Source organism: Mycobacterium riyadhense, from assembly GCF_963853645.1.
In the GTDB taxonomy this organism is placed as follows: Bacteria; Actinomycetota; Actinomycetes; order Mycobacteriales; family Mycobacteriaceae; genus Mycobacterium; species Mycobacterium riyadhense.
Genome location: NZ_OY970456.1, coordinates 931,440 through 945,697, shown reverse-complemented (window position 1 = coordinate 945,697; position 14,258 = coordinate 931,440). Strand labels below are relative to the sequence as shown.

15 protein-coding genes are annotated in these 14,258 nt (G+C 67.7%); 12 read left to right on the top strand and 3 right to left on the bottom strand.

The genetic code is table 11. From position 1 onward, the window contains the following. The first annotated feature begins 22 nt into the window (after positions 1–22). The 12 genes from fadD8 to AADZ78_RS04235 all read left to right on the top strand — a co-directional run bounded on the left by fadD8 (position 23) and on the right by AADZ78_RS04235 (position 10,948). Positions 23–1,639: a fatty-acid--CoA ligase FadD8 gene (gene fadD8 / locus AADZ78_RS04290; protein ID WP_085251544.1), complete on the top strand. Its 1,617-nt coding sequence runs from the start codon at positions 23–25 to the stop codon at positions 1,637–1,639. A gap of 97 nt (positions 1,640–1,736) precedes the next feature. Further along, positions 1,737–2,186, top strand: a complete 450-nt coding sequence (locus tag AADZ78_RS04285; RefSeq protein WP_085251543.1) for a nitroreductase family deazaflavin-dependent oxidoreductase — start codon at positions 1,737–1,739, stop codon at positions 2,184–2,186. Continuing rightward, complete coding sequence (locus AADZ78_RS04280; protein ID WP_085251542.1) at positions 2,186–2,884, top strand: hypothetical protein; 699 nt, start codon at positions 2,186–2,188, stop codon at positions 2,882–2,884. Before AADZ78_RS04285 ends, AADZ78_RS04280 begins: the two co-directional genes overlap by 1 nt. Continuing rightward, the gene (locus tag AADZ78_RS04275; RefSeq protein WP_085251541.1) at positions 2,881–3,783 is read left to right on the top strand and encodes a 1,4-dihydroxy-2-naphthoyl-CoA synthase; all 903 of its coding nucleotides are present in this window, start codon (positions 2,881–2,883) and stop codon (positions 3,781–3,783) included. Before AADZ78_RS04280 ends, AADZ78_RS04275 begins: the two co-directional genes overlap by 4 nt. Positions 3,784–3,843: 60 nt before the next feature. After that, the gene (locus AADZ78_RS04270; RefSeq protein ID WP_085251540.1) at positions 3,844–4,725 is read left to right on the top strand and encodes an SDR family oxidoreductase; all 882 of its coding nucleotides are present in this window, start codon (positions 3,844–3,846) and stop codon (positions 4,723–4,725) included. Positions 4,726–4,776: 51 nt separating this feature from the next. Further along, on the top strand, positions 4,777–5,163 hold the full coding sequence (locus tag AADZ78_RS04265) for a VOC family protein (RefSeq protein WP_085251539.1): 387 nt from the start codon (positions 4,777–4,779) through the stop codon (positions 5,161–5,163). A gap of 119 nt (positions 5,164–5,282) precedes the next feature. Next, positions 5,283–6,527, top strand: coding sequence for an inorganic phosphate transporter (locus AADZ78_RS04260; RefSeq protein ID WP_085251538.1), 1,245 nt, complete (start codon positions 5,283–5,285; stop codon positions 6,525–6,527). Beyond that, the gene (locus AADZ78_RS04255) at positions 6,524–6,814 is read left to right on the top strand and encodes a hypothetical protein (protein WP_085251537.1); all 291 of its coding nucleotides are present in this window, start codon (positions 6,524–6,526) and stop codon (positions 6,812–6,814) included. The genes AADZ78_RS04260 and AADZ78_RS04255 overlap by 4 nt, the downstream gene beginning before the upstream one ends. A 56-nt stretch (positions 6,815–6,870) precedes the next feature. Continuing rightward, the gene (locus tag AADZ78_RS04250; RefSeq protein WP_085251536.1) at positions 6,871–7,173 is read left to right on the top strand and encodes a DUF3349 domain-containing protein; all 303 of its coding nucleotides are present in this window, start codon (positions 6,871–6,873) and stop codon (positions 7,171–7,173) included. Positions 7,174–7,217: 44 nt separating this feature from the next. Further along, positions 7,218–8,321 carry an o-succinylbenzoate--CoA ligase gene (menE, locus tag AADZ78_RS04245; RefSeq protein WP_085251535.1) on the top strand — a complete coding sequence of 368 codons (1,104 nt, stop codon included), beginning with the start codon at positions 7,218–7,220 and terminating at the stop codon, positions 8,319–8,321. A gap of 11 nt (positions 8,322–8,332) precedes the next feature. Further along, positions 8,333–9,685 (top strand): hypothetical protein, encoded by a 1,353-nt coding sequence (locus AADZ78_RS04240; protein WP_085251534.1) that lies wholly within the window; start codon positions 8,333–8,335, stop codon positions 9,683–9,685. A 6-nt stretch (positions 9,686–9,691) separates the two neighbouring features. Further along, a complete protein-coding gene (locus AADZ78_RS04235) occupies positions 9,692–10,948 on the top strand; it encodes an APC family permease (protein ID WP_085251562.1) in 1,257 nt (418 codons plus the stop codon). Between the two features lie 6 nt (positions 10,949–10,954). Here AADZ78_RS04235 and AADZ78_RS04230 read toward each other — a convergent pair whose 3' ends face one another. Genes AADZ78_RS04230 through AADZ78_RS04220 form a run of 3 tightly spaced genes read right to left on the bottom strand, consistent with a single transcriptional unit; the run spans position 10,955 to position 14,171 of the window. After that, complete coding sequence (locus AADZ78_RS04230; protein WP_085251533.1) at positions 10,955–11,617, bottom strand: TIGR04282 family arsenosugar biosynthesis glycosyltransferase; 663 nt, start codon at positions 11,615–11,617, stop codon at positions 10,955–10,957. Then, positions 11,614–12,270 carry a glycosyltransferase family 2 protein gene (locus AADZ78_RS04225; protein WP_085251532.1) on the bottom strand — a complete coding sequence of 219 codons (657 nt, stop codon included), beginning with the start codon at positions 12,268–12,270 and terminating at the stop codon, positions 11,614–11,616. The genes AADZ78_RS04230 and AADZ78_RS04225 overlap by 4 nt, the downstream gene beginning before the upstream one ends. Before the next feature lie 29 nt (positions 12,271–12,299). Further along, entirely contained in the window at positions 12,300–14,171 is a 1,872-nt protein-coding gene (locus AADZ78_RS04220; RefSeq protein ID WP_085251531.1) for a hypothetical protein, read from the bottom strand. Positions 14,172–14,258: the final 87 nt, after the last annotated feature.

Below are 14,258 nucleotides of genomic sequence, written 5' to 3'. Positions count from 1 at the left end.
AACACGTTCTAGTCTTGCCCACATGGGTGACGAACTGTTGCGCAATCCGACTCATAACGGCCATCTGCTGGTGGGCGCGCTCAAGCGGCATAAGAACAAGCCGGTGTTGTTCCTCGGCGACACCACCCAAGCCGATTCAACACTGACCGGTGGTCAGCTGGCCGACCGGATCAGCCAGTACATCCAGGCGTTCGAGGCACTGGGCGCGGGCACCGGCGTCGCGGTCGGCCTGCTGTCGCTCAACCGGCCCGAGGTGCTGATGATCATCGGCGCCGGCCAGGCCCGCGGGTACCGGCGCGCCGCGCTGCACCCGCTCGGTTCGCTGGACGACCACGCTTACGTGCTAAACGACGCCGGGATCAGCTCGCTGATCATCGACCCCAATCCGATGTTCGTCGAGCGCGCGCTGGGGCTGCTGGAGAAGGTGGAGTCGCTTACGCAGATCCTCACCATCGGTCCGGTACCCGAGGCATTGCGGCATGTGGCCGTGGACCTGGCGGCCGAGGCCGCCAAGTACGAGCCGCAGCCGCTGGTGGCGGCCGACCTGCCGCCCGATCAGGTCATCGGCCTGACCTACACCGGCGGCACCACCGGAAAGCCGAAGGGCGTGATGGGTACCGCGCAGTCGATCTCCACCATGACGTCGATCCAGCTTGCCGAATGGGAATGGCCCGAGCACCCACGGTTTTTGATGTGTACGCCGCTATCGCATGCGGGCGCGGCGTTTTTCACGCCCACAGTGATCAAGGGCGGGGAAATGATCGTGCTGGCCAAGTTCGACCCTGCAGAAGTGTTGAGAATCATTGAAGAGCAACGCATTACGGCCACCATGCTGGTGCCGTCGATGCTATACGCGTTGCTGGACCACCCCGACTCGCACACGCGCGATCTGTCGTCGCTGGAGACGGTTTACTACGGAGCCTCGGCGATCAATCCGGTGCGCCTAGCCGAGGCGATCCGGCGGTTCGGCCCAATCTTCGCCCAGTACTACGGGCAATCCGAGGCACCGATGGTGATCACCTATCTGGCCAAGGGCGATCACGACGAGAAGCGGCTGACCTCGTGCGGGCGTCCGACGCTGTTCGCCCGCGTCGCGCTGCTGGGCGAGGACGGCAACCCGGTGCCCCAGGGCGAGCCGGGCGAAATCTGCGTCAGCGGACCGTTATTGGCCGGCGGTTACTGGAATCTGCCGGAAGCAACGGCCGAGACGTTTCGGGACGGCTGGCTGCACACTGGGGATATGGCCCGCGAGGACGAGGACGGCTTCCTCTACATCGTCGACCGGGTCAAGGACATGATCGTCACCGGCGGCTTCAACGTGTTCCCCCGCGAGGTCGAAGATGTCGTCGCCGAGCACGTGGCGGTCGCCCAGGTGTGTGTGGTCGGGGCACCGGACGACAAGTGGGGCGAGGCCGTCACCGCGGTGGTGGTCTTGCGTGCCGACGCTGCCCGCGACGAGGCCTCGATCGCGACCATGACCGCCGAGATCCAGGCCGCGGTCAAGGAGCGCAAGGGTTCGGTGCAGTCGCCCAAGCGGGTGGTGGTCGTCGAGTCGCTGCCGTTGACCGGGCTGGGCAAGCCGGACAAGAAGGCGGTGCGCGCCCAGTTCTGGGCGGGCACCGAGCGCGCGGTCGGTTAGGCTGCGCGAGCAGACGCAAAAGCCCCCATTTCGGCACGAAAATGGGGGCTTTTGCGTCTGCTCGGCATGGATAGGCGCGCTGACTACTGTGGCAAGCATGGCTGAACGGATCAGACCACCATGGTGGCTCAAGCCGCTGAACAAGGTTTTCATTCAGATGTCGCGGCTCGGGATGAGCTTCGGCGGTGAAAGCCCCGTCGTGTTGACGGTCCCGGGCCGCAAGTCCGGTACTCCGCGGTCGACGCCGATCACACCGATGACGGTGGACGGCAAGCGTTACGTCGTCGGCGGCTTCCCGGGCGCGGATTGGGTGCAAAACGTCAGAGCGGCAGGCGAAGTCACGCTGACCCGCGGCCGCACCAAGGAGCGCGTTCGAATGGTGGAACTCTCCGCCGCGGATGCCAAGCCGCTGCTGCGCGCATACCCCACCGAAGTGCCCACCGGCGTCGGCTTCATGAAGCGCGCCGGACTGGTCCACGACGGTCGCCCCGAGGAATTCGAGGCATTGGCTGGACGGTGCGCCGTCTTCCGATTCGACCCGGTGTGATGCTGCGCCTCGCAATGGTTGTGCCGTTGTTGGCAGCGAGCCTTGTGCTCGCTGCGCCGCACGCGTTGGCCGCACCGGGTTGCGCACCGGGCGGCACGCCTCCCCCGCCCGGCAGCGTCCAACGGCAAGTTGGTGACCTCGATGGCGACGGACTACCGGATGCGTTATGGATCGGAAAGCTCCAGACGGCCAACGGCTCGATCGCGCGCGTCGTCGGCGTCAGCACCGCAAGCGGCGCCCACAGTGACGTCGAAATTACATCGGCGAGCCCAATACCACTGCGCGCCTTAGCGATTGACGCACAAGCCAATGGTGGTCATCAGGTCATCGTCAGCGACGGGCGCAGCGCACGCCTTTACGTGTTCGCCGACTGCCGACTGCAAACGGTCGTCGACGGTCACTACGGTCGGCCGTATGTCTTCGACCTGGAAAACCTGGCGGGCAACGGCACCGGGATCGGTTGCAGTGATCTCGGCGACGGTCGCCACCTGGTCGGCCTGCAGGCCTTGCCTGACCCCGCGGGCACGAGCCAATGGACGGTACGCCGCACCGAGATCGACCTCAGCGGCACCCGGGCCACCACCGGGCGCTCCGACACCCTGACCGCGACGTCCGCGCAGGACCCGGCGGTGACCTCCGCGCAGACGATCAGCTGCGGCAACCTCACCATCAACCAGGACGGAGTTCAAGAGCCTTGAGCGACAACCCATTTGACGCGACAAAATGGCGACTCGTCGACGGGTTCGACGATCTGACCGACATCACGTACCACCGGCACGTCACCGACGCCACCGTGCGGGTGGCATTCGACCGCCCCGAGGTGCGCAACGCGTTTCGGCCACACACCGTCGACGAACTGTACCGAGTGCTCGACCATGCCCGGATGTCCCCCGATGTAGGCGTGGTGCTATTGACCGGCAACGGGCCGTCGCCGAAGGACGGCGGCTGGGCATTCTGCTCCGGCGGTGACCAACGCATCCGCGGGCGCAGCGGATACCAATACGCCTCCGGCGAGACCGCCGACACCGTAGACGTCGCGCGCGCCGGTCGGCTGCACATTCTCGAGGTACAGCGGCTGATCCGGTTCATGCCCAAGGTGGTGATCTGCCTGGTCAACGGGTGGGCCGCGGGCGGCGGGCACAGCCTGCACGTGGTGTGCGACCTCACGCTGGCCAGCCGCGAGCACGCCCGCTTCAAACAGACCGACGCCGACGTCGGCAGCTTCGACGGTGGCTACGGCAGCGCGTATCTGGCTCGTCAGGTGGGCCAGAAGTTCGCCCGTGAGATCTTCTTCCTGGGCCGCCCCTATACCGCCGAGCAGATGCACCGCATGGGCGCGGTCAACGAGGTCGTCGAGCACGCCGAGCTGGAAATGGTGGGCCAGCAATGGGCGACGGAGATCAACGCCAAATCGCCTCAGGCGCAACGGATGCTGAAATTCGCGTTCAATCTGCTCGACGACGGCCTGGTGGGTCAGCAGCTGTTCGCGGGTGAGGCCACCCGGCTGGCCTACATGACCGACGAGGCCGTCGAGGGTCGTGACGCGTTTCTGCAGAAGCGGGCACCGGACTTCAGGCCGTTCCCGAGGTACTTCTAAAACCGCCGAGCGTCACGCCAGCGTGACGCTCGGCGAGAGCGCCGCGCTTAGACTCCCCACGTGAGCAGGAGTCCGCTGCGCCGGTTGGCCGATCAGATCACGCTGGCCAGCATGCGGCCCCCGGCTTCGCCGCAACTGCTGATCAATCGCCCCGCGATCAAACCGGTTGAACTCGCCGGCAAGCGCGTCCTGCTCACCGGCGCATCGTCGGGCATCGGCGAAGCCGCGGCCGAGAAGTTCGCGCAACGTGGTGCCACCGTGGTCGTGGTTGCTCGTCGACAGGATCTGCTGGACGAGGTGGCCGACCGGATCACCACTTCAGGCGGCACGGCGATGTCGGTTCCCTGCGACCTCTCCGACATGGACGCTGTCGACGCGCTCGTCGCCGACGTCGAAAAGCGCATCGGCGGAGTCGACATCCTGATCAACAACGCCGCCCGCTCGATCCGGCGGCCGCTGGCCGAGTCGCTGGAACGCTGGCACGACGTCGAGCGGACCATGGTGCTCAACTACTACGCCCCGCTGCGGCTGATCCGCGGATTTGCGCCAGGAATGCTCGAGCGCGCCGACGGCCACATCATCAACGTCGCGACCTGGGGCGTGCTGTCGGAATCTTCGCCGCTGTTCTCCGTCTACAACGCATCAAAGGCCGCGCTGTGCTCGGTGAGCCGGATCGTCGAAACCGAGTGGGGCCGAAAGGGCGTGCATTCCACGACCCTGTACTACCCGCTGGTGGCGACTCCCATGATCGCGCCGACGAAGGCCTACGAAGGCCTGCCCGCGCTGACGCCACAAGAAGCCGCGGAGTGGATGATCACCGCCGCGCGTACCCGGCCGGTGCGGATCGCGCCGCGGATCGCGCTTGCGGCCAAGGCGATGAACACCGTGGGTCCGCGGTGGGTCGACGCGCTGCTGGGGCGGCGTGGCAAGCAGGCCGGATAGGTGCGCCGACTCTTCGTGGTCGCTGCAGTCCGACGTGATAGACACGAGGACATGGAGATTCTGGCCAGCCGGATGCTGCTTCGGCCGGCGAACTATGAACAATCGCTGAGTTTCTACCGCGACCAGATCGGGCTGGCAATTGCCCGTGAATATGGTGCTGGCACAGTATTTTTCGCCGGCCAGTCGCTACTCGAACTGGCCGGATACGGCAAGCCGGACCACTCCCGGGGACCCTTTCCCGGCGCGCTGTGGCTGCAGGTGCGCGACCTGGAGGCGACCCAGGCGGAACTGCAGCGCCGCGGGGTAGCGATCGCTCGCGAGGCGCGCCGCGAACCGTGGGGACTGCACGAGATGCACGTGATCGATCCGGACGGCGTCACGCTGATTTTTATCGAGGTTCCCAAGGGGCACCCGCTGCGGGTAGACACCCGACAGTGAACGCTAGCGAACCCAAGATGAACGGCTAGGTAACATCTGGCGACGAGTCGCGATACACCTGCATTTCGTCTACCTCTTTGTTCGACAACGGAATACCCCTACCACCAGAATCAGGGCCTGTGAGCATAGACTTGTTCCTCTTGGTCATTGTCGTGATCACGGCATTGGCATTCGACTTCACCAACGGGTTCCACGACACGGGCAATGCCATGGCGACCTCCATCGCCAGCGGTGCGCTCGCGCCCAAGGCAGCCGTGGCGCTCTCGGCGGTCCTGAACCTGGTCGGCGCGTTCTTGTCCACAGCCGTTGCGGCAACCATTGCCAAGGGTCTGATCGACGCCAACCTGGTAACCCTGGAACTGGTCTTCGCCGGTCTGGTCGGGGGCATCGTCTGGAACCTGCTCACCTGGCTCCTGGGTATCCCTTCGAGTTCCTCGCACGCGCTGATTGGCGGCATCGTCGGCGCCACGATCGCCGCCGTCGGCGCGCGGGGCGTGATCTGGCACGGCGTGGTGTCCAAGGTGATCATCCCGGCCATCATCGCCGCTTTCCTGGCCGTGGTGGTCGGGGCGACGGCCACCTGGCTGGTCTACTGGATTACCCGCGGTGTCCCGGAGCCGCGCACCGCGACCGGGTTCCGACGGGGCCAGATCGGCTCGGCGTCGCTGGTGTCGCTGGCGCACGGGACCAACGACGCTCAAAAGACGATGGGAGTCATCTTTCTGGCGCTGATGTCGTACGGCGCAGTCAGCAGGACCGCTTCAATGCCGCCACTGTGGGTCATCGTGAGTTGCGCGATAGCGATGGCGCTGGGCACCTACCTGGGCGGCTGGCGGATCATCCGCACCCTTGGCAAGGGATTGGTGGAGATTCATCCGCCGCAGGGCATGTCCGCCGAATCATCCTCTGCCGCGGTCATTCTGCTATCCGCCCACTTCGGTTACGCGTTGTCGACGACGCAGGTCTGCACCGGCTCGGTGCTGGGCAGCGGGCTGGGCAAGCCCGGCGGCGAGGTGCGCTGGGGCGTGGCCGGCCGGATGGCGACCGCCTGGCTGGTCACGCTTCCGTTGGCCGGGCTCGTCGGGGCGATCACTTATTGGATCGTCCACATCATCGGCGGCTATCCGGGCGCAATCATCGGCTTCTCGCTGTTGGTCGCGGTCTCTGCCGCCATCTACATCCGGTCGCGCCGGGTCAAGGTCGACCACAACAACGTCAACGCCGACTGGGAAGGCAACCTGACGGCCGGGCTCGAAGGTTCAGAGGATTACAAGCCACCCTCGACCCCGGGCCCTAAGTTCGGGGGCCGAACGCCGCAGTTCGGCTCCGACGACGACACGGTTACCGCGGGGAACCCTTCATGAGCGACTGGTTCAACTACGAGGCCACCCTGAAAATCCTGCTGTTCAGCCTGCTGGCCGGTGCCGCACTGCCGGGGCTGTTCGCGATCGGGGTCCGACTGCAAGCCGACGGCGCCGGTGATATCAGCACCGACGGCGCCGGACCGCACCGCAACCCAGTGCTGGTTGCGATCGCCTGGGCGATCTACGCGCTGGTTCTTGCGGTGATCATCGTCGGGGTGCTGTACATCGCCCGCGACTTCATTGCGCATCACACCGGTTGGGCCTTCCTCGGAGCGAAACCAAAGTAACGTCGTCCTCGTGACATAAAGGTTTGCCGAGGGCTTCGAGGGGAAGTTGTACCAGCGTGAACCATTTTCTCGCTTCGATCGTGTCGTGGCTGCGCGCGGGATATCCGGAAGGCATTCCGCCTACGGATTCCTTTGCGGTGCTTGCCCTACTGGCGCGCCGGTTGACGACCGATGAGGTCAAAGCCGTCGCCACCGAGCTGATGCAACGCGGCGAGTTCGACCAGATCGATATCGGTGTGGCGATCACTCACATCACCGACGAATTGCCGTCGCCGGAAGATATCGAGCGAGTGCGCGCCCGGTTAGCCGCCAAGGGCTGGCCCCTCGATAACGCGCGCGATAGCGAGGACTACACATAGCCGTCCTGCGTGCGCTCAGCGTCCCTCCGGGTTCGGCCGTACCGCTGCTGCTGCCGGCCCTAGAGCGGGTCCTCGACGGCCGTGATCCCGCACTGGTCGCGGCGCCGCCCCAACCTGACGCAGCGCTGCGCGCCTTACGGGTGGGCGAAGAGATCGATGACGATGTCGCCCTGGTGGTGACGACGTCCGGCACCACCGGTGCTCCCAAGGGCGCGTTGCTGACGGCTGCCGCGTTGACCGCGAGCGCGTCGGCCACCCACGACCGTCTCGGCGGGCCGGGCCGCTGGCTGCTGGCCGTGCCGCCGTTTCACATCGCCGGTCTGCAGGTGCTGGTGCGCAGCGTGCTCGCCGGCACCGCGCCGGTCGAACTGAATGTGTCCAACGGGTTCGACGTCACCGAGTTACCCAGCGCTGTAAGAAGATTGGGTCCTGGTAGGCGTTACACGTCGCTGGTCGCGGCCCAGTTGGCCAAGGCGCTCACCGACCCGGCTGCGACGGACGCGCTGGCCGTGTTGGACGCGGTGCTAATCGGTGGCGGACCGGCTTCCCGGCGGGTTCTGGATGCTGCCGCGGCCGCGGGTATCACGGTGGTTCGTACGTACGGGATGAGTGAAACGGCGGGAGGCTGCGTTTACGACGGGGTGGCGCTGGACGGGGTTCGGCTGCGGGTGGCGGCCGATGGCCGCATCGTGCTGGGCGGCGCGACGCTGGCCAAGGGCTATCGCAACCCCGTCGATCCCGATCCGTTCGCCGAACCGGGCTGGTTTCTCACCAACGACCTTGGCGCCGTGGATGATTCGGGTGCGCTGACCGTGCTGGGCCGCGCCGACGACGCGATCAGCACGGGTGGCTTGACCGTGCTGCCCCAGCCTGTCGAGGCCGCCCTGGCTACGCATCCCGCGATCCGCGATTGCGCGGTTTTCGGGCTTGCCGACGACCGGCTCGGCCAGCGGGTGGTGGCCGCGATTGTGATCAGCGACGGGTGCGCGGCGCCGACGCTGGACGCACTGCGGGCGCATGTGTCGGCCAGCCTGGATGCCACCGCCGCACCCCGCGAACTGCATATCGTCGACGCGCTGCCGCGACGCGGCATCGGCAAGCTCGACCGCATGGCGTTGGTGCGCCGGTTTGCCGGACGCGATCAATAGGCTGCTCAGTCGTGAGGATCGCTCGGCGGGAGACATTCGCTGTGACCGTCGGCTTGGTCCTGGTGGCCGCCGCGTTCCTCCTGCCCCGGTTGCACCTGGGCATCAACCCGCGACGCGATACCGGCTTGGAACGCTTCGCCTCACACGCGGGCGCGGCACCGATCTTCGGCTACTGGGACCTGCACGCCGGCTGGGGCACCGTGCCCGCCATCGTCCTTGCGGTGGTTGTCGTCGTGTGGGGACCAGCTGTGGCACAACGGCTTTCGTGGCAGGCGCTGACGGTCGGCACCTGGGCTACCGCCTGCGCGTGGGCGTTCTCGCTGGCGATGATCGACGGCTGGCAGCGTGGCTTCGCCGGCCGGCTAACCACCCGGGACGAGTATCTGTGGCAGGTGCCCGGCGTCACCGACATCCCCACCACGTTGCGTACGTTCTCGAGCCGGATTCTCGACTTTCAGCCCAACTCCTGGGTGACTCATGTCTCCGGGCATCCGCCGGGTGCGCTGCTGACGTTCGTCTGGCTGGATCGGATCGGTCTGCATGGCGGCACGTGGGCCGGGCTGCTGTGCCTGCTGATCGGTTCCAGTGCGGCGATGGCCGTGACGATCGCCGTGCGGGCGCTGGCCGGCGAGCAGACCGCGCGACGGGCCGCGCCGTTCGTGGCGGTGGCGCCGACGGCGATCTGGATCGCGGTATCGGCCGACGGCTATTTCGCCGGGGTGGCGGCGTGGGGCATCGCGCTGTTGACGGTGGCGGTGCACGGTTGGTCTCGGTTCCCGGCGCTGGTGGCCGCGGGGTCCGGGCTGCTGCTGGGCTGGGCGGTGTTTCTCAATTACGGCCTGATGCTCATGGGGTTGCCGGCTTTGGCGGTGTTGATATCGGCGGCGGACTGGCGGGCGGCAACGCGGGCATTGGGGCCGGCCGTACTCGCCGCCGTGGCGGTCGCGGTGGTCTTCGCTGCCGCCGGATTCTATTGGTTTGACGGCTATACCCTTGTGCAGCAACGCTATTGGCAGGGAATCGCCTCGGACCGCCCGTTCCAGTACTGGGGCTGGGCCAACCTCGCGTGTGCGATCTGCGCTATCGGGCTGGGCAGTGTCGCCGGTATCAGCCGGGTATTCGACACCGCCGCCATCCGTCGCCGGTCCGGTTTCCACCTGCTGCTGCTGGCCGTTATTGCCGCCATTGTTTGCGCGGACTTGAGCATGCTGAGCAAGGCCGAGACGGAACGGATCTGGCTGCCCTTCACCGTCTGGCTGACCGCGGCGCCCGCACTGCTGCAGCCCCGGACGCATCGCGGGTGGCTGGCGGTGAACGCCATCGGGGCCCTGTTGCTGAACAGCATCATCTTCACGAACTGGTAGGTGCAGATGGAAGAACCGGTATTAGCGCGCCGGCTCGGCACGGCCGACGCGGTGACGATCGGCCTGGGATCGATGATCGGCGCCGGGGTGTTCGCTGCGTTCGGTCCGGCCGCCCGGGCGGCCGGCGCCGGCCTGCTGATCGGGCTGGCGCTCGCCGCGGCGATCGCGTACTACAACGCCAGCGCCTCGGCGCAGCTCGCCGCCGTGTATCCGACGTCGGGCGGTACGTACATCTACGGCCGGGAGCGTCTCGGCGCGTGGTGGGGCTTCCTCGCCGGCTGGGGATTTGTGATCGGCAAGACGGCGTCGTGCGCGGCGATGGCGTTGACCGTAGCTTCTTACACCCTTCCCGGCCCTTGGTGGGCGCAGCGAGCCGTCGCCGTTGCTGCCGTAGTGGTGCTCGCCGCGCTGAACTACCGTGGGATCACCAAGACCGCACTGCTGGCCCGAATATTGGTGGCGTGCACGCTGATTACGCTTGCGGTGGTGGTGATCGGCATCGCCATCAACCAGGTGAGCGGAACCCCGTCACGCCTGACTACCTGGTCCGGCGTCACCGTCTACGGGGTGCTGCAGTCGGCCGGTCTGCTGTTTTTCGCCTTCGCCGGCTACGCGCGGATCGCGACGATGGGTGAAGAGGTTCGTGACCCCGCGCGCACCATTCCCAAGGCGATAACGCTCGCGCTGGCGATCGCGGTGGCGACCTATCTGGTCGTCGGCGTGGCCGTGTTGCTGGCAGCAGGTCCGGACCGGTTGAGCCGCGCCGCCGCGCCACTGGCCGAGGCGCTACGCGCCGCCGGTGCCGCTTCGCTGGTGCCCGTGGTAGCGATCGGCGGCGCGCTGGCCAGCCTTGGTGCGCTGCTGGCGCTGATCGCCGGGCTTGGCCGCACGATGCTGGCGATGGCCCGTCACGGCGACCTGCCCGCCTGGTTGGCCGCCGTCCACCCGCGCTACCAGGTACCGCACCATGCCGAAGTCGCGCTGGCCGCAGTGGTTTGCGTCCTGGCCGCCACCGTCGACCTGCGCGGCGTGATCGGCTTCTCGTCGTTCGGAGTGTTGATCTACTACGCGATCGCCAATGCGTCCGCCTACACGTTGCCCTCCCAGCGTCGGTGGCGCCGGGTGGGCAACGTGTGCGGATTGGTCGGTTGTCTCGTGTTGGTCGCCACACTGCCGTGGGAATCGGTCGTCGTCGGGCTGGGCGTGTTCGCTGTCGGGATCGCCGGGCGCGCTTTCGTGGCGCGTTCATCGAGTGAGCGTTAAGGGACGTTAGAGCCCGGCCGCGCGGGTGATCCGCGCGAATCGGCTCCCCGGACCGCAGGCATCCCGCACCGCCGCGATGTCCTCGATGAGGTCGACGTCGACAAGTGGCGACAACATAGTTGGGTCAATTCCGTTGTTACGCAAAGACTTCAGCGTGAGCCGACCGGTGTCTGGCGTGGACATCGGTATACCGCGCAGGAACTGCGCCGCGGCCGGGGTGCGCAGGCCGAGCACCCACCACCCGCCGTCGAACGCCATGCCCAGCACCGCCGGCGTCTCGAGTAGCCGCCGCGCGCAATCGGCCAACAGCTCGGCGGTCACCTGCGGGGTGTCCATCCCGATTTGCAGCACCGGGTAGCCGTTTGCGGCGTCGACGTGTGCGTTGGCGAGCCGGTCGGCGAAGTCGTCGCCGCGCTGCGGGATCACCGTGAACGACTCGAGGCGGCGACGGATGTCGTGGGCCCTGGCGGCGGCGTCCAAGTCGCCGGTGAGCGCGACCACCCGCGCGGCCACGGGCGCGGCGGCCACCGCGTCCAGGGTGTCGAGCAGTGCCGCAGCGGCGATGTTGGCAGCAAGGTGTTCGCCGATCGTCGCGGCGAGCCGGGTCTTGGCCCGACCGGGCTCCGGGGCCTTAGCGAGCACCAGCACGGTAACGGGGAGGTCGCTCACGAGATCACCTTCCAGAAGTCCAAAACCGCGGTGACGCTGCCCCGCAGCGATCCGCTGACTTTGGACTTTCCGCCGGTACGTGGTCCGTACCGAACGTCCAGTTCGACCACGCGCCACCCCGCCGCCGCCGCGCGAACCAGCAGTTCCAGCGGATACCCCGAGCGTCGATCGGCCACACCCAGCTTCAGCAGAGCGTCACGTCGAGCGACCCGCATGGGCGCGACGTCGTGCACCGGCAAGCCGTGACGGGTGCGCAGCCGCCAACTCATCACCACCGTGCCCACCCGGGCTACCCACGGCCAATGCAGGCCAGGCACCGGCCGCCGCCGACCGGTCACCAGATCCGCACCCCGTTCGAGCTCGGCGACCAGCCTGGGCAGGTCACCGGCATCCATCGAGCCGTCGGCATCGATGACCGCCACGATGGTCGTGGTCGCGGCGACCACGCCGGCGTGTACCGCCGCGCCGTATCCGGGCCGCGGCTCGGCGACCACCTGCGCGCCGTGCTGGGCGGCGACGGCCGCCGTGTTATCGCTGCTGTTGTTGTCGACCACCAGCGCCCGATAGCCGGCCGGAATGGCCGCCAGCACCGCCGGTAGGGACTCCTCCTCGTTGAGGCAGGGCAGCACCACCGTCACCACATCGCCGGCCATGGCACCTGACCTTAAGCGAAGCCGGCGAACTAGTGGCCGGAGCCGGAGTGGCCGCCACTGCTGCCGCCGCCGCTGCTACCTCCGCTGCTGCCGCCGCTGCTACCTCCGCTGCTGCCGCCGCTGCTGCCACCGCTACCACCACCGGAGCCACCACCGGTGCCGCCGCTACCACCACCGGAGCCACCACCGGTACCGCCACCACCCCCACCGGAGCCACCACCGGTGCCGCCACCGCCAACCGGCGGCTGCGGAGCCGGGGCCACCGTCTGCGGCGCCTGCGGGGCCACGGTCTGTTGCTGCTGGGTCGGTACCTGCTGGGTTGGAACCTGTTGGGTCGGCACCTGCTGGGTCGGTACTTGCGTCGGCTCCTGTGTCGGCTGCTGCGTCGGCTTCGGTGCCACGGTGGTCGGAGCGACCGTGGTCGGCGCGACGGTCGTGGTCGGCGGGGCCACCGTGGTGGGCGGCGTCGTAACCGCGGTCGTCGGCGGCGTCGTCGGCGGAGTCGTCGGCGGAGTCGTAGGCGGCGTGGTCGGCGGAGTCGTAGGCGGCGTGGTCGGCGGAGTAGTCGGCGGAGTCGTCGGTGGTGTCGTCGGCGGCGTCGTCGGCGGCGTGGTCCGTGGTGTCGTCGGCGCCCAGGTCGGGATGGTCGGCATCCCCGGCTGCCAACCCGGGTACGGAATGATGATCGGCACCGGCACCGGGACCGGCACCGGGGCGGGCACGACACCCGGCGCCGGCGCCGGGACTGGAGCAGCCGGTGCTGGGGCCTGCCGCGGAACCATGCCCTCGACCGCGGGAATGGTTCCGCCCTGGAACCCTGCGGTCGGCTCGTTGGCCGGAGGCGGCGGCACCGGCGCTTGCTGCTGCGTCGGCAACAGCGGCATGAACTTACCGGGCTGGGCGTTCTGGTGTCCCTCAACCGGCTGTGAAGCCGCGGTCGGCCGGACGGCGACCGCCACAGCGACAGCCAGCGAAGCGAATCCAATGACGGCGAACGCGACAACGGCGTTGCCGATCAGCAAAGACCGTGAACTAAGCCGCGCCGGAACATCAACCTCTTCGTCGTCAAAGCCGTCGTCATATTCGTCGTAGCCGTCCATTTCAACCGGAAGCGGCTCGTAGTCGCCGGCCTGCGAGTACGCCAGCTGCTCATCCTCGGGATTCGGTTGCCCGGCAGCAGCGGGGGGCACATAGGCGGTGGCATCTCCGGCCGCGGGGGCGGCCATCGTCGCATCGGCGGCCAGGGCCGGCGCCGCCATCGTGGCGCTTGCCGCGCCGGCCGCCGCCGCACCCTGGGCCAGCGCGAAAGCGGGATCGCCGGGAGTCGTTACCCTCATCGTCGAGGCGGCTCGAAGCTGATCGGCAATAGCGGTGGTGTGCTCCGAAGACGTGCCCACCACCAGGACATCCCCCGGGGCGGCGGCCTGATCGCCCAGCCGGGCCATCATGGTGTAGAACATGCCGGTGGCGTCGGCGTCGTCAACCGGCGCGGCGGCCAGCAGCGTCGGCGGCGCGTTCTCGGAGTCCACCACCGACAAACTCGCCGTCTCATCGCCAACCAGCAGCACGGCGGCGCCCAAGCGTCCGGCCCCAAGCAGCGCAGTGGCCGCCTCAGACTCCGATAGCACCTCGACGCTCGCGACACCGGAGTCGTCCAAGGTCTGCCGCAGCCGGTTGGCTTGGTCGTGATCCGCCCAACACAGTCTGGTGGCGGCCAGCCGATGGCCCTCGTCAGCGAGCAACCGATCGGTGCCAACCACGGTTTCGGTCAATACCCCAACCGGGTTCTCCCCCAAATCGACCGTGTATTGGTCGATCGCGTCACCATTCCGGGCGGCCGGGTCGACCAGCGCCAAGCGCGCGACTCGACCCGTGACCGCCACCCCCAAGACGACTTCCATGTACGGCTCTCCTTCAGCTGGCTACCCCACAGCCAGCAATGTCCCGGCGTCACTACACTGCGATACCGTCGGCAGTAATCGTCGTTC